General features: G+C 52.3%; 15 protein-coding genes. 3 read left to right on the plus strand and 12 right to left on the minus strand.

Going from position 1 to position 14,239, the window contains the following annotated elements:
- Positions 1-3: 3 nt before the first annotated feature.
- The 4 genes from DT73_RS19765 to DT73_RS19780 are packed head-to-tail and all read right to left on the minus strand — an operon-like array spanning position 4 to position 3,658.
- A complete protein-coding gene (locus DT73_RS19765) occupies positions 4-1,242 on the minus strand; it encodes a DotU family type VI secretion system protein (protein WP_036113885.1) in 1,239 nt (412 codons plus the stop codon).
- Between the two features lie 20 nt (positions 1,243-1,262).
- Entirely contained in the window at positions 1,263-2,606 is a 1,344-nt protein-coding gene (gene tssK / locus DT73_RS19770) for a type VI secretion system baseplate subunit TssK (RefSeq protein WP_036113889.1), read from the minus strand.
- Between the two features lie 24 nt (positions 2,607-2,630).
- Entirely contained in the window at positions 2,631-3,134 is a 504-nt protein-coding gene (tssJ, locus tag DT73_RS19775) for a type VI secretion system lipoprotein TssJ (protein WP_082917870.1), read from the minus strand.
- A gap of 26 nt (positions 3,135-3,160) precedes the next feature.
- The gene (locus tag DT73_RS19780) at positions 3,161-3,658 is read right to left on the minus strand and encodes a hypothetical protein (RefSeq protein ID WP_036113895.1); all 498 of its coding nucleotides are present in this window, start codon (positions 3,656-3,658) and stop codon (positions 3,161-3,163) included.
- A gap of 1,061 nt (positions 3,659-4,719) precedes the next feature.
- Between DT73_RS19780 and DT73_RS19785 the strand changes: the two genes are divergently transcribed.
- Positions 4,720-5,181 carry a GNAT family N-acetyltransferase gene (locus DT73_RS19785; RefSeq protein ID WP_036113899.1) on the plus strand — a complete coding sequence of 154 codons (462 nt, stop codon included), beginning with the start codon at positions 4,720-4,722 and terminating at the stop codon, positions 5,179-5,181.
- A 169-nt stretch (positions 5,182-5,350) separates the two neighbouring features.
- Positions 5,351-6,538 (plus strand): multidrug efflux MFS transporter EmrD, encoded by a 1,188-nt coding sequence (gene emrD, locus DT73_RS19790; protein WP_036113904.1) that lies wholly within the window; start codon positions 5,351-5,353, stop codon positions 6,536-6,538.
- Positions 6,539-6,540: 2 nt separating this feature from the next.
- On the opposite strand, the gene DT73_RS19795 is transcribed toward emrD, so the two are convergent.
- The 6 genes from DT73_RS19795 to ibpA all read right to left on the minus strand — a co-directional run bounded on the left by DT73_RS19795 (position 6,541) and on the right by ibpA (position 11,326).
- Positions 6,541-7,587: a cellulase family glycosylhydrolase gene (locus DT73_RS19795; protein ID WP_051691486.1), complete on the minus strand. Its 1,047-nt coding sequence runs from the start codon at positions 7,585-7,587 to the stop codon at positions 6,541-6,543.
- Between the two features lie 126 nt (positions 7,588-7,713).
- Positions 7,714-8,079 carry a DUF202 domain-containing protein gene (locus DT73_RS19800; protein ID WP_036113907.1) on the minus strand — a complete coding sequence of 122 codons (366 nt, stop codon included), beginning with the start codon at positions 8,077-8,079 and terminating at the stop codon, positions 7,714-7,716.
- On the minus strand, positions 8,072-8,416 hold the full coding sequence (locus DT73_RS19805) for a YidH family protein (protein WP_036113910.1): 345 nt from the start codon (positions 8,414-8,416) through the stop codon (positions 8,072-8,074). Before DT73_RS19805 ends, DT73_RS19800 begins: the two co-directional genes overlap by 8 nt.
- A gap of 113 nt (positions 8,417-8,529) precedes the next feature.
- On the minus strand, positions 8,530-10,188 hold the full coding sequence (locus DT73_RS19810; RefSeq protein ID WP_036113914.1) for a putative transporter: 1,659 nt from the start codon (positions 10,186-10,188) through the stop codon (positions 8,530-8,532).
- Positions 10,189-10,366: 178 nt separating this feature from the next.
- Positions 10,367-10,795 carry a small heat shock chaperone IbpB gene (gene ibpB, locus DT73_RS19815; RefSeq protein ID WP_036113930.1) on the minus strand — a complete coding sequence of 143 codons (429 nt, stop codon included), beginning with the start codon at positions 10,793-10,795 and terminating at the stop codon, positions 10,367-10,369.
- 117 nt (positions 10,796-10,912) lie between these two features.
- The gene (gene ibpA, locus DT73_RS19820; protein WP_036113941.1) at positions 10,913-11,326 is read right to left on the minus strand and encodes a small heat shock chaperone IbpA; all 414 of its coding nucleotides are present in this window, start codon (positions 11,324-11,326) and stop codon (positions 10,913-10,915) included.
- Positions 11,327-11,636: 310 nt separating this feature from the next.
- On the opposite strand from ibpA, the gene DT73_RS19825 reads away from it, so the two are divergent.
- A complete protein-coding gene (locus DT73_RS19825; RefSeq protein ID WP_036113945.1) occupies positions 11,637-11,960 on the plus strand; it encodes a YceK/YidQ family lipoprotein in 324 nt (107 codons plus the stop codon).
- A gap of 33 nt (positions 11,961-11,993) precedes the next feature.
- Here DT73_RS19825 and DT73_RS19830 read toward each other — a convergent pair whose 3' ends face one another.
- Together DT73_RS19830 and yidA are read right to left on the minus strand one after the other, a co-directional pair.
- Positions 11,994-13,259 carry a DUF3748 domain-containing protein gene (locus DT73_RS19830; protein ID WP_036113950.1) on the minus strand — a complete coding sequence of 422 codons (1,266 nt, stop codon included), beginning with the start codon at positions 13,257-13,259 and terminating at the stop codon, positions 11,994-11,996.
- Positions 13,260-13,327: 68 nt separating this feature from the next.
- Positions 13,328-14,146 (minus strand): sugar-phosphatase, encoded by an 819-nt coding sequence (yidA, locus tag DT73_RS19835; RefSeq protein WP_036113953.1) that lies wholly within the window; start codon positions 14,144-14,146, stop codon positions 13,328-13,330.
- Between the last annotated feature and the right edge of the window lie 93 nt (positions 14,147-14,239).

A 14,239-nucleotide genomic window follows, 5' to 3' on the forward strand; every position in this document is an offset into this window, starting at 1 on the left:
CCTTTAGTTTCCTTGCGCAATGCCGTTCAGCTCAGCCTGGGTATTTTCCGGCGAGACAAGTAAAGTGATTTCAACACGGCGGTTACGGGCGCGATTTTCTGCTGTGTTATTCGGTGCCACCGGGTTGGTGTCGCCACGCCCTTCCGCTTTCACCCTTTCCGGGCGGGAAAGCTGTTTTTCCAGCATGTCTGTGACTGACTGGGCACGCTCAAGAGACAGTTCGTAATTCGAGGCAAAACGCGCACTGCGAATCGGTACGTTATCGGTGTAACCGACAACCAGAATTTTACCGCTGACGTTGTCCATCGCTTTCGCTACCCGATCAATTACCGGTTTATAGCGGTCGCGCACTACAGTGGAGCCTGAAGCAAACAGGCCATCACCTTTGAGAATTACCACACTACGGTCTGATTCATCGCGTACCGCGACCAGGCCTGCTTTGATTTCCGGGCTCAGGAATGCCCGCAGGTTAAGGACTGGCGGGTGGCGCGGTGCCGGATTTTTAATAGTGACGTCTGGCAATGTGGTCTGGTACACCGCGGCGAGCACCGGGCTGGTGTAATCACCAAGCCGCCAGTTCAGGCCGATATAAAACAGGCAGGCAAGGAACCCGGCCAGGGCTGTACACGCCCATACAGGCACTACCGGGCGCCATAACTTGCGCATCACTGGCTGGTCTTCCGGGTGAACAGAAAGTGGCGGAGCATACTGGCCGCGTACACCACGGATCATCTGCCATAAACGCTGTTTAATGGTTTCCAGTTGCGTGCGGCCGTTGTCCAGCACGCGGTAGCGCCCTTCGAACCCCAGCAACAGGCAGGTATTAATCATTTCCAGTAAGTTGATGTGCTCACGCGGGTTTTGTGAAAGCCGCGCCAGTAACTGGAAGAACTTTTCACCACCCCAGGTTTCATTATGAAAAGTAACCAGCAAACCACTGCCTGCCCAAACACTGCGGCTGCCCCAGGGGGTGAGCGACGCGGCTTCATCCAGTGCGGTGCACAAGCAGTAGCGCGCACCAACAATCACTTCATACGCCAGGCCTGATTGCTGGCAACGTACTTCGAAGCGGCGAATTTCGTCTATCAACCGTTGGCGTAATCCTGCCGGGTCGTTGTGTGAAACAGAGTGGCGGATTTGAACAATGGCATTGAGTAAAGGATTGGCTGCCGCCACCAGCGGATTAGCGCTGCTGGCGCCTGCAAACATGGCATCACCGGCTGTGGCTTGAGATTCCTGCATAATTGGCGCGTATCCTTGAATTATTCTGCGTGGCTACGAATAGCCCAAAATTCCATATCCAGCCCGGGGAATTCACCGGCCAGATGCAGCGCAAATGCGCCTGATTTCTCCATCTCTTTCCATAATTCCCCGCCCTTCTCCAGTTGGAAGTAGCTGTAACCGGCGTGCCAGGGAATTTGCGGAGGAGCAACCGGCATTGCGCGCAACACCATGCCGGGTAACTGGAGCTGCACCAGGTCGCGAATTTTGGTGACCGGTGCAATCTTCATTTGTGCCGGGAAATGGGTTTGCAAGGCGTCGCCCGGGACATTGGCCCGCACTGCCAGCACAAAGCCAAACTCTTTCACCATGCTGGTTTCCGGCACAGTGGCAACATTCAGGCCATGAGAGCGTTCGTTAAGCGGCAACTGAATCGCGCTTTCTTCCATAACCTGCGACAGCCCCTGGCGTAACAGCAGAATCAGTTTGCTAAAGCACCATGCCAGGTCGTCATGGTCGTAAACAGGCAGACCAGCGGCAGGGGCGCGTTGCGGCATCCAGGTGGCCAGTTCAGTTGCGAAGCCAATCCACTCGCGCCACAGTTGTTCCGGGTGGAGTAATGGCAGGCTGCGCAGGTGTTCAGATAACCCAAGGTGGCGGTTTACTAACGCCAGCAGGCTGAACTCAATCATTTCTGAGGTATTAAACCGGCCAGGTTTACTCAGGCGCTGGCCGATTTGCTGGCTGCGTTGTGCCAGCAGGCCGTGCATGTCTGTCAGGTAAGCAAATAAATGCTCATTATTAATAGCGTTGAGCATTGGGGGAATGTAGCTGTTTTCCAGGCGGACCTGGTTGTCGTTGCGCTTTTCGATAACCTGCGCCACACCAACCGCTGTCCATTCCGCTGTCAGGTCACTTTCCAGCATCAGGCGCAGGCGTAATTTGCCAAACTGGACGGTGGCGCTGCCCACCGCCATGTCGTTGTCGTCGTCCACATCGGCTTCCCAGGCGATATACCGCGCCAGGGAGTCAGATGCTTCACTGAATATCACCGCTTCACGGCCGGAACGGCTTACAGGTAAAGCCAGAACGACACGCGCGTTATTTACGTTATCGCCAATAGCCAGCGGAGCCGGGCCATCTTCCGCCCGGGTGAAAGAGAATGTTGTACCGTCGGGTAACAGGCCCGTTGCGCTGCTCAGCGCCACACAACCCTGGCGCAGTAAAGCTTCGTCAAATTCAATGTGCTGGAAACCCCACATGTACGGACGGGTTTGCATACCCCAGTCGCGTAACTGACTTTTCAGGTAGCTTTCCGCACGTTGAAAATGATGGGGGCGCAGGAACATACCTTCTGTCCACACGACCTTTTCTGCTTTGTTCATACTGCTTTCCTGTTGTAAGACGGGTTATTCGTTAACAACGCGTATGCCATTGATATCCAGGAACAGGTGCGCCTCAAGGGTGTCTGACGACCATTTCCAGAACTTGTAGAAGCTGTCTTCGCTGGGCGCGGGTAACGGCAAGGAGACACGCCATTTTTTACCGTCAAGGGACTGGTATTCAGCCATGATGCCGATAAAGCGGGCATCCGGAGTGCTCTGGCCTGTCAGTTGTTTATTCTGCTGGCCGGGCATCAGGAAGAACTGATCGCTGTTGAGCAGGTTGGCGCCCAGAACGCCCTGAGGGTTGTTTTGTAACGAATAAAAGTCGGCTGACATAAAGTCAGCGTCTGATTTGAGCAAAAAGACCCGGATTTTAAGCGGGGCAGACTGATTTATCTGCGGGTGCGCCATAAACACCAGGTTGTATTTGGCAGGCACAGTGCGCGATGAAGAAACACAACCTGATAACAGTGCCAGCGCCACCATGAAAAACGCCAGGAGTCCCTGGCGCATCAGACGAGTTTTCATCATGAGGATTCACACGAGAAAGCGGCTTACTGGATTATCCAGGTTCCGCTGTTGGTGTTTTTGCATGCCTGGCTGGTGTTATCAACAGACACACAGTTGGGTTTTTTCGCTGCAGCACGGCGTTTGCGCGGACGATCTTTACGCAGGGTGGATTCGTACAAATCGCTTTTTACGACAGCACGCAGAGGAACATAACCAATCAGCTCATCTTTACCTTGTTCAGCAACCGCCATCCAGTAATCCTGAACGCGACCGAGAACCTGGTAAGTGCCACCGTTATCCAGATAGCGCACAACGTTACCGCCAAAATCAGGGCGGCTCATTACAGAAGCTTTGTACAGCGCACGGTACTCTTCATTAATCGGGTGGAATTCAGTCGGCGGCGTAATGGCATGACGGTAAGTCAGTTTCACACCGTCAACGGTGCTGCTGACGATAGTGTCATCATTCACTGCAGGTGGATGCTTCACACAACCAGACACACCGAACACAAATAACAGAGCAAGGACGATTCGTAATTTCATCGTATTCTTCCATTGAAAGAGGGAGTGACAAAAGTTTGATGCCGTACCTGAAGCGTTGTATGCACAGGCATGGACGAAAGCGATTGCCTTCACCGTCGCGCATAACGGCAAACCAACCATAAAAAACTTCATGCAGATTGTGGTGACATCACCACGAGTAACCCCGCTAAAAAGCCACAATGCCAGCAAACAATCTGAAGGTATAACGCGTATAAGATTAATCGACCAGCGTATCTGGCACTATACCTTTGCAACATTATTACACAGTGCTGTGATGCTCCGGCGTGAAATAATAAACCACCGAAACAATCTGCAGACACAATCTTAAAGGCAAAGCTACCGCACGAACCTTACTCAATAAGGACCGGGTTACAACATCAGATTTTATTTTCACTGCCACAAAGGCAACACAACAACCAGATGGATATATTCACCCCACCGGTTTTAGCATGGATATATTTTACTTAAGGAGCCAAAAACCCTTGTATGTAATTACAAACTGAGGAGCTGTTTGCTGGAGGCACTGCTGTGTGCTCTACATATGTCCACAAGGGGATTTTGACACGCTTATGCATCAGAAAAGTCATTCAAGCTACTGATATTTATTAAATATCAGTATGAAGTACATTTACATGTACAAAAAATACACATAAAAAAATGTGTAATCAGGTATTAATTTTATAGGCCATACGATATTTTATCACGACCACAAAAATAACCAGGAATAGTCCTAATAGTACGAAGGAATGAGGCCCAAAAAGCCCATACCTACAATATTTAGTAGGCTTTTTTAGTAACTTTTCTACTATGATAGAAATATTACGAATATATTTCGTATGCGTTTTATCCGAATATATCCTTTCAGTTGAAAGGCAATGTGATATTAATAATGAGCGGGTAAAAGGATTAACCTATAGATCATTTTTTTATGTGATTAAGATCACAGTTACCCATCACACAGACCCGCAAGGCTGAAATATGTACACAATTCAGACAATCCGCATACTCGGTATTCCAGCCAGTACCACCCCACAAAGGCCTGAACCGCAGTGATACAGAAGATGATTACCCCCGTTACTCTGCCGCTGCTGGGTTTTGCCGAACTCTGTGCAGCCAGCCAGACAGAAGGTTTCGCTATGCTCATGCGCCTTGAACAACACTGGCAGGATGGGAGCAACCGTTTTAATAAGCCAGGTGAAATTCTGCTGGCTGCCTGGTCAGGCGATGAGCTGGCTGGTATTGGGGGCCTCAACCGGTGCCCGTTCGACGCACACCCACAGGCTGCAAGATTACGCCATCTTTATATCAGCCCGGCGTTTCGCCGCCAGAAAGTGGGCCTCGCTCTGGTTAATGCACTGGAAGCCCACGCGAAGCTTGCCGGATTTCACCACCTCAACACTCATGCGCCTGAAACAGCTTTTGCTTTTTACCAGTCACTGGGATTTCTTCCCGTAACCGGGCAAGAACGGCTGACGCACCAAAAACACCTTACGCCTGCCACACACCACAACTGGCAACAATAGACTGGCAACAATAGTTGCCAACCCCTGTTTTCAGCCAAATACGCCCGAAAATTAAGAATTACCCGCGCCGAATAGAGGCATGAATATTTTCATGGTAGATTCCTCGACAAATTAAGCACCACGCAGAATCATAACCTGCAATTACAGAATAATTATCTAACCAATTTCCATGAAAACGCTTACGCACAAACCGCAGTTAATACTGCTTATTTTGTTGATCGCTGTCGGCCAGATGGCGCAAACCATTTATATTCCGGCAATGAGTAACATGGCGGCCAGCTTCCAGGTTCGGGAGGGCGCGATCCAAAGTGTCATGGCTGCGTACCTGCTGACTTACGGTCTTTCGCAACTATTTTATGGCCCAATATCAGACCGGACAGGCCGCCGCCCGGTAATTCTGGTGGGTATGAGCGTATTTATGCTGGCCACTCTCATTGCGGCAACAACTCCACACTTTTTGGTACTGGTGCTGGCAAGCGGGTTGCAGGGAATGGGCACCGGTGTGGCGGGTGTGATGGCCCGAACCATGCCGCGTGATTTATATGAAGGGCAGTCTTTACGCAAAGCTAACAGCCTGTTAAACATGGGCATTCTGGTTAGTCCGCTATTGGCACCGTTACTGGGTGGTGTGCTTAATACTTTTGCCGGGTGGCGTGCCTGCTTTCTTTTTCTGCTACTGCTGTGCCTGGCGGTTACCCTGTGTATTGCGCGTTTTATGCCAGAAACCCGCCCTCTGGCGGCACACCCTTCGTCGTTGCTGCGCAATTACCAGACCTTATTCAGCCAGCGCGCATTCTGTTGCTACCTGCTGATGCTGGTTGGCGGTCTGGCTGGTATTGCGGTGTTTGAAGCTTGTGCTGGTGTGCTGATGGGCAGTGTGCTTGGGCTTAATAGTGTTACTGTCAGTATTCTGTTCATTCTACCTATTCCTGCCGCCTTTTTTGGTGCCTGGTATGCAGGCCGGGCAGGAAAGCGGTTTGCTACGTTAATGTGGCAGGCCGTGCTCAGTTGCCTGGGTGCGGGTTTGCTGATGTGGCTCCCCGGCTGGGCCGGAATAATGAATATCTGGACACTGCTGGTACCTGCCGCACTGTTTTTCTTCGGCGCAGGGATGGTTTTCCCGTTAGCCACCAGTGGCGCTATGGAGCCCTTTCCGTTTTTGGCAGGTACTGCCGGGGCGCTGGTAGGTGGGTTACAAAATATGGGCGCAGGTTCGATGGCCTGGCTCTCGGCGCTGTTACCGCAAACCAGCCAGAACAGTGCAGGTATGTTAATGACCGCGATGGGCCTGGTGATGCTGGGTTGCTGGTTACCCCTGGCTTTGCGCCAGCAACACCGCCACCAGCAACCGGTTTAAGCTCAGTGATGGTGTGCTTTGGTTTTCCCGGGTGTTTTCACTTCTGCGGGTGGGCACTCGGGTTTTATCATTGCCTGGAGTAATGCGGCAGTCGCTGGCCGCCATGCGCCTTCTTCCCCATCGTAAAACAGGTTATCAACATTAAGCGCATAGGGAATGTGTGCCTGCTGGAGCTCACATGCCATAAAAGTCGCGAAAGCGATTTGGGAAGGCTGAACCGGGTTTTTCAATGTTGCCCCAGCTGACCAGCCACCAACCCAGGAGGCATGCCCGGTTTTTTGCTGCCAGTGCAGCGCAACGTTGATTCGGTTACGAATTGCAGCTTTTTCCGCAGCGGTTCCTGTGGTCCACGGGTATTTATTACCCACTTTAACCGGGCCCCAGGGGAAAATATGCCATTCGGCCAGCACATGGCCGTTACTTTGGGGAGGCCACTTTAGGTTGACCAGGTCTTCCGGGGTGGCGCGCTGGCGTGGCGCAATAAATACCATGCGCAGCGGGTCTGTATGGTGAATATCCCGCACGACTTTTTCATACAGGCGGTTTAGTGCCTGCTGGTCATGATTCAGTTTTTCACCGGGTTCATAAATGATATCGAACCCCAGTTCTGGGTGTGTGTTGCCAAAATAGCGGCTGACGGTATTCCACCAGGCAATAACTTTGGCTTCATTACTGTTGTTGGGGTCGTTTTTGAATTCATCTGCCTGGTAAGCAATGATGGGTATCACGCCGTATTGTTCGCAGGCCTCCACAATTTTACGCAAATGGAGCAGGTGCTGTTCAGTTGCGTCATCTGCCACCCGAATACGCACATGCCCCAGGCCTCGCTGCTGGTAGTCGCGCACCACCAGCGGGTCAAACTCACGAATGCCTTGTTCGGTTCTTGCCCAGTCAACATCCATACCCGTACCCAATGCCGCCGCATATTGCCGGGCAGTAAACCCTTCCGGCAAGGGAGAAGGCGCCGGTGTTGTAACTGGTGCAGGCACAGCCGAAGGCAATGCCTCCGTTATTGGCGCGGTGGCGGGCAATGATGTGGCACAAGCCATTACACTGACTGACCCTGTCATAAACGCGATGAAAGTCTTCAAGGCACTGACCTTCCGGCAATTGATATCAGAAATATATGTATTTATTTAGCATGCTTTGGGGAAGTATGTGCATAAATAAAATCGTTACTCTGGCGGCCCAAGATGTAACCAAATTTGGTGAATATGCACAGCAGCAAATAATAATGCCAGCCCGAGAACCCCCAACGCAATCATACATTTGCCACGAACAGTTTGCGCGCCAAGTAAATCCTGACGGGCGATGTCCATAAGCTGGCGTTGCCGGGCCCAGGCGTAAACCACGCCAACCAGGACAGCCAGCACTAACAACGACCCCCAAAATAACGGGCCTGCCCGGTGCCAGCTGTGGCGTAATGCCAGTGCCAGCAAGGCACCGTACCCCAGTAATGTGCGATACCAGGCAAGCGCGGTGCGCTCCGGTTGCAGCCCCGGGTCTTGTTCACGGCGCTGGCGGCGTGAAGATTCAGGCATAAACCATCATCACCATTGCGATGACCACCACCGCGACCATCACCAGGCTTATCAACTTCAGGCTGCCGGTGTAGGGCAGGTCTTGCTTCAGGCGCATCGCTTTTTCATTGCGTAACCAGCGTATATAGCTGTAGACCGCAAGGCCACCGGCAAACAGGCACAGAAACAGCGACAAGATTTCACGAACCAGGGGGGTGGCCAGGTCGGGAGCCAGTTGGTCCAGCCCGACACCAGCAGCAAGGAAACCTAAGGCGGTACGGATCCAGGCAAGAAAGGTGCGCTCATTCGCCAGAGAAAAACGGTAGTCAGGCGCTTCGCCCAGTTGGGTGATTTTCATTGTGCGTCTTGTGCTCCTGATGCATTTCCAAAGTGAGACCCGGCCATCCTCTTATATCAACATGTTATGGCCGGGAAATCACCAGGCAATATGCTCCGGCAAGCCGGGCTCTTTCAGGAAACGCCCCACAGCAGAATTGCCAGTAATTGTGGCGTGATAATACGCAAGAACATTACCAGTGGGTAAACCGTGGCATACGAGAGCGCGGCAGCTCCGCTGGTAGTGTGAAGATTATTGGCAAAAGCCAACGCTGGCGGGTCTGTCATGGAGCCGGCCAGCATCCCGCAAATTGTCAGGTAGTTCATTTTTGCCAGTAACCGCGCCGTAAAACCCACCACCAGTAGCGGAATGGCAGTGATTAGAATGCCGTACCCCATCCATAACACACCATCTCCCTGGGTCAGAGTGGCGACAAAGCCACTACCGGATTTTAGCCCGACAACAGCCAGAAACAGCACAATACCCAGTTCCCGCAGCGCCTGGTTGGCACTGGGGGGCATAAACCAGTAGAGCGTGCCAATACTGCCGATTCGGCCAAGGATCAGCGCCATAATTAGCGGGCCGCCAGCTAACCCGAGGCGCAGAGCCACCGGGAAGCCTGGAATAAACAACGGGATTGACCCCAGCAACACGCCCAGCGCAATACCAATAAACACGGGCAACATTTGCACCTGCTGGAGTTTTTGTTGCGCATTACCCAGTAGCGCGGCAACGGCGTCAATATCCACCTGGCGCCCAACCAGGTTGAGAATATCACCGAACTGCAGGCTGGAGTGGCTGCTGGCGACCAGCTCAACCCCGGCACGGTTCAGGCGGGATATCACTACGTCATACTTCGTTTTTATGCCCAGGTCGCGGATTTTTTTCCCCAACACTTTTTCATTGGTCACAACGACCCGCTCTACCCGCAAGTCTGTGCCGGTGGTGGAAAGCCCGGCATCAACTTGCTGGCCTATAACCAGTTGCGCACTGTGCAGGTCTTCCTGGCTGCCAACCAGGTACAACAGGTCTCCGCGCTCAATTAATGTGGAAGATGAGGGCACCATCAGCGAATCGCCGCGTTTTAACCGGGAACAGACAATGCTGTCGCCATTAAGTAGTGGGATATCCTCAAGTGCCAGATTATGGAGGTTAGGGTTCTCCACCTGAACGTTAATGGCGCTCAACTGCTGGGACTGGCCGTTAACTTTCTGGAAGCGTGCAGCTTCACGGTTGACGTTAATGCGCAGTACTACGCGTAACAACCACATACTGAACAGAATGCCGCAGATGCCAAAAGGGTACGCCATGGCATAGCTCATTCCCATTTCGTTACGTAGCGCCGCCGGGACGCCCAAGTCAGTAAGAATTTGCTGCCCGGCACCCAGTGCCGGTGTGTTGGTCACGGCACCCGAGAAAATCCCCAGCACCACGGGCAGCGGGATATCAAACAGCCAGTACAGTAATGCGGTCACCAGCCCACCCAGCACCACAATCAACACGGCAAACAGGTTCAGCCTTAAGCCAGAAACCCGCAAAGAAGAGAAGAAACCGGGGCCCACCTGAATACCGATGGTGTAGACAAACAGAATCAGGCCAAACTCCTGAACAAAGTGCAGGATATCGCTGTTGATATGTATACCGGCCATATACAGAAAATGCCCGACAATAATCCCGCCGAACAACACACCACCGACGCCAAAACCAATACCACGGATGCGAATATTGCCAATCCACAGACCAACGATGGCAACCAGTGCCAGTATGCTGACAGTCAGCGCGATGTCACTCATCATTCAGCTCCTGTTTCTGCGTTGGTTTGATTGTGGCAGAGCGTTACAAATATAACTGCCTGATAGCGCACAAAAGACCATGTATTACTCATGGTTAAGTACAATGCTTACCGGCAAAAAACAGGCAAAAAAAAGCCGCACCGGGTTACCGATGCGGCTGGGGATGCAAGTACCAAAATTAGCTGTTGAGTGCCGGGCGCTCGCTAATGGCGATACGCTGCGGTGCCAGGGCTTCAGGTACTTCACGGGTTAAATCAATATGCAGCAACCCGTTGTTGAAGGTTGCGCCAGATACCTGCATATGGTCGGCCAGAGTAAAACTTAAACTAAACGGCTCTGTTGCCAGGCCATGGTGCAACCAGGTGGTTTCCTGTTCGGGTTTTACCGGCGTACCTTTAATGGAAAGCCGTGGCCCTTCAAGCTGAATATCCAGGTCTTCCTGGCGGAAACCGGCCAGTGCCAGTGTGATGCGGTAATGGTTATCGTCCGCTTTTTCAATGTTATAGGGAGGGAACGACTGAGCTTCGCTGCTGTTCAGCATGGCGTTAGCCAGTTTGTCAAAACCGATCCACTGACGGAATAAGGGGGAAAAATCATAATTACGCATAAATAATCTCCTTCTTTGAAGCGAGTTGATACTGCCGGTATACGTAACCGGCCTGTGCTCCCTGACGGCAAGCACGTAACAGGCTGCACCACCCACAGCAATGCAGCACAAACAGAATTAGTTAATGGCGATGCGACGCGGTTTGTTGGCTTCGGGAATAACGCGTTCCAGTTCGATATACAGCAAGCCATTCACCAGGTTAGCCCCTTTAACGTGAATGTTGTCAGCCAGTTGGAATTTGCGCTCGAAGTTGCGTTCGGCAATGCCCTGGTACAGATAAGTGCGTTCTTTTTCTTCCGCTGCATGTGCGCCTTTCACTACCAGCAGGTTGTCCTGCGCAGTGATATCCAGTTCGCTCTCAGCAAAACCGGCAACGGCAATTGCAATGCGGTAGTGGTTTTCATCAACCAGTTCAACGTTGTACGGAGGGTAACCCCCATTGCTTTGGGTCTGGCTATTTTCCAGGTGGTTAAACAGGCGGTCAAAACCAATGGCAGAACGGTAAAGCGGGGAGAAGTCAAAATTACGCATCGTTAATAGCTCCTGAAATCAGCGAGAATGTTTTATGGCCTTCCTGTTGGACAGACCGCAGAACCCGGATACCCATTTGGCCTATCCGTTTTTGGCTCTGAATATAAGATGGTGACAGCCTCGTTGTTTTCAAGTGTGCAAATTGCACTTTTTTTGCACTTTATTACACTTCGCGTAGACTAAACAAAAATCATGTAGCACCTGGCGCAAATGAATGTGTCTTTTGCATGGAAGCAGGTGCGTTATGGACTGAGCGACCGCGGTTTGCTTCTGCCGTGTCAGAAGCTTCAGCTACAATGACGATAACACAATGAAAATACGCCAATTACAGCACTTATTTTTAGGGAGTGGGCTGGTCGCTTTGTGCGGCTGTTCCAGTATGATGACGCATACCGGTGGCCAGGAAGGGTATTACCCCGGCACCCGGGCAAGTTATGAATTACTGAAGGATGGCGATACCAGTTGGGGGATTAAACCGTTTGTGGCACTGGATATGCCATTCACGGCAGTGGCAGACACACTGTTGATTCCCTGGGATGCGTTTCACACCAATGATTCTGTCCGTGCGCGGGTAGAAAAAAGTGAGCAGAAAAACCTCGCAACCAATTCGGTTATCCCCCCCGCGGCGCCCTGATGTTATTGCCGGGTAACGTTACCCGGCAGAGTGTCAGCAGCCGGTCTGGCAGATGTATATTTGCCGGAAGCCTTGTTTATCGGGCTGCATCCAGGCAATAAACTGCCCGTCAGGCGAGAAGACAACTGCATCACCGGAAATTTCTTCCTGCGGTGCGGTAAGTTCACGTATTTTCCCTTCCGGATAGCTGCACATCACGATTTTTCGCTCACAGATAAAGCCCAGCCATTTGCCTGTTGGGTGCCAGTTAATCGCCGACTGTACATCATGCTCAAGCCGGGTTAACTGCCGGCATTCTCCCCCGTTGGGTGAAACCAGCCAAACCTGAACCACGCCGTTATTATCTCGCATCAGAAAAGCGATATTTTCGCCATCCGGGCTGGCACGCACCCAATGGCGCGGCTGGTTCACAAGACCTGGCCAGGCACGCTGATGCGTGTGCGTCAGGCGTTTTTGGGAAACGCTGGCTGGTGGTGCAGGCATGGTTTCGGGGGTACCCGCCAGGGGGACGTCGCCCGGTGTTTTCCAGGCGGCTTCGTTATCGGGTAAGTCGGCAATAAATAGTTCAGGTACGGTTTCGCCCTGCGCTGAACGGGTATCGCCAATAAAGGCCAGGGCATAACGCTGGCGTTCCCTGTTGGGCTTCAGGTAGCCCTGGCTGCCCACCCAGCCCTCTTCATAGGCCCGGTTAATGTCATCGCTTCCTGGTTGAGGCTCCGGTGTGGTGCGCGAAACCAGCGTACACCAGTGACTACCGGCATATTCCCGCGAATGGCGCAGCGGTGGGTTTACCGGGCCGAAAGGCACTGCAACACCAACATTACGCAAATCCAGCGCCGGATCCCGCTCGTGGAGCACATGGTCGTTATAAGTAAAGCTCAGGTATTGCCCGTCCGGGCTCCAGACATGCACATGGCTGCCGCCACGCAGTGCGCCGGGGAAATAAGGCGCGGTAATGGAAAGGGCATCCAGGTTAGCCGCCTGGCCGCCACAGACCGTTACACCACGCCGGTGATGAAAACTATACTGCCAGTTTTCATCCGGGTTTTCCGGGCCATGAATAAATACGTAGCGCTCAGGCAGTTGTGGGTTCACCGTAATAACCCCCACATGAGCACCCTGCTGCGATCGCCAGATAACTTCGGTAGCACCAGAGTGAATATGGACGCGCTCTACGGTTTCACTGGTGAATGATGCGCCAGACGGGCGAACATCAAACACCAGCCACTGGCTGTCTGGCGTCCATGTATTGATATTGGTCAGTTGGTGGTGACGGGGTGAGAAAGTGACTTGTTTCACGGGATTACCCTGGCCTTAAGCGATAATGGCTCAGGGTAATCGATTCAGACGGGTGTTGCCTGGTTTTCTCAGTTAACGCCGGGAACAAATTGTTCGATTGCCCAGGCGACACCGTCTTCCGCGTTGGTTTTACTGATAAAGTTTGCCATCGCTTTAACCGGCTCTATGGCATTACCCATCGCCACGCCCACACCTGCGTACTCCAGCATAGCCATGTCGTTTTCCTGGTCACCAATCGCCATTACGTTTTCTGGTTGCAACTGCAGGCGCTCTGCCAGTGCCTGTAAACCGGCACCTTTGTTTACCCGTTTATCGAGTAATTCGAGGTAAAACGGCGCGCTTTTCAGGATGGTATAGCGGGATTTTGCTTCCTGTGGGATCCGGGTAATTGCTTCATCCAGCAATGCGGGCTCATCAATCATCATCAGTTTTGGAAAGCGAATAGCCGGGTCCATACGGTCAGCTTCGCAGAACTGCAACGGCATACCCGTCAGTGCGGCTTCATGCACGGTATAACGGCTGATATCCCGGTTGGCGGTATACAGAATGTGGTGATCGAGCGCATGAAAGTGAACACCCAGTTCGCGGGAAAGCCCTTCCAGATAACGGTAATCATCGTGACCCAGAGTAGTTTCAGCAACACATTCGCCACTGGCCGCTTTTTGCACCAGTGCACCGTTGTAAGTTATGCAGTAGTCGCCTGCGGACTGCATATCCAGCTCTTCGAGGTAGCGTTTTACACCAATGTAGGGCCGGCCGGTTGCCAGCACAACCACCACACCTTTTTCCCGGGCTGCACTAATGGCCCGGTGGACACCTGGGGTAATGACATTATCGGGGTTAAGCAGGGTGCCATCCATATCGATAGCAATCAGTTTTATCGCCATGACAGAAATCCATAATGGGTCAGGAAGGGCATCGTAACGCGACTTTGGTCACAAAAACAACGCAGAATAAACTCACTTTCGTGCAGAACAAAA

This window comes from Mangrovibacter sp. MFB070 (assembly GCF_000705335.1).
Classification (GTDB): domain Bacteria; phylum Pseudomonadota; class Gammaproteobacteria; order Enterobacterales; family Enterobacteriaceae; genus Mangrovibacter; species Mangrovibacter plantisponsor.

What these genes read in the sequence shown, in the direction of transcription:
- DT73_RS19765 (WP_036113885.1), bottom strand. Translation starts at nt 1,242, where the DNA reads ATGCAGGAATCTCAAGCCACAGCCGGTGATGCCATGTTTGCAGGCGCC.
- tssK (WP_036113889.1), bottom strand. Translation starts at nt 2,606, where the DNA reads ATGAACAAAGCAGAAAAGGTCGTGTGGACAGAAGGTATGTTCCTGCGC.
- tssJ (WP_082917870.1), bottom strand. Translation starts at nt 3,134, where the DNA reads ATGAAAACTCGTCTGATGCGCCAGGGACTCCTGGCGTTTTTCATGGTG.
- DT73_RS19780 (WP_036113895.1), bottom strand. Translation starts at nt 3,658, where the DNA reads ATGAAATTACGAATCGTCCTTGCTCTGTTATTTGTGTTCGGTGTGTCT.
- DT73_RS19785 (WP_036113899.1), top strand. Translation starts at nt 4,720, where the DNA reads ATGATTACCCCCGTTACTCTGCCGCTGCTGGGTTTTGCCGAACTCTGT.
- emrD (WP_036113904.1), top strand. Translation starts at nt 5,351, where the DNA reads ATGAAAACGCTTACGCACAAACCGCAGTTAATACTGCTTATTTTGTTG.
- DT73_RS19795 (WP_051691486.1), bottom strand. Translation starts at nt 7,587, where the DNA reads ATGGCTTGTGCCACATCATTGCCCGCCACCGCGCCAATAACGGAGGCA.
- DT73_RS19800 (WP_036113907.1), bottom strand. Translation starts at nt 8,079, where the DNA reads ATGCCTGAATCTTCACGCCGCCAGCGCCGTGAACAAGACCCGGGGCTG.
- DT73_RS19805 (WP_036113910.1), bottom strand. Translation starts at nt 8,416, where the DNA reads ATGAAAATCACCCAACTGGGCGAAGCGCCTGACTACCGTTTTTCTCTG.
- DT73_RS19810 (WP_036113914.1), bottom strand. Translation starts at nt 10,188, where the DNA reads ATGAGTGACATCGCGCTGACTGTCAGCATACTGGCACTGGTTGCCATC.
- ibpB (WP_036113930.1), bottom strand. Translation starts at nt 10,795, where the DNA reads ATGCGTAATTATGATTTTTCCCCCTTATTCCGTCAGTGGATCGGTTTT.
- ibpA (WP_036113941.1), bottom strand. Translation starts at nt 11,326, where the DNA reads ATGCGTAATTTTGACTTCTCCCCGCTTTACCGTTCTGCCATTGGTTTT.
- DT73_RS19825 (WP_036113945.1), top strand. Translation starts at nt 11,637, where the DNA reads ATGAAAATACGCCAATTACAGCACTTATTTTTAGGGAGTGGGCTGGTC.
- yidA (WP_036113953.1), bottom strand. Translation starts at nt 14,146, where the DNA reads ATGGCGATAAAACTGATTGCTATCGATATGGATGGCACCCTGCTTAAC.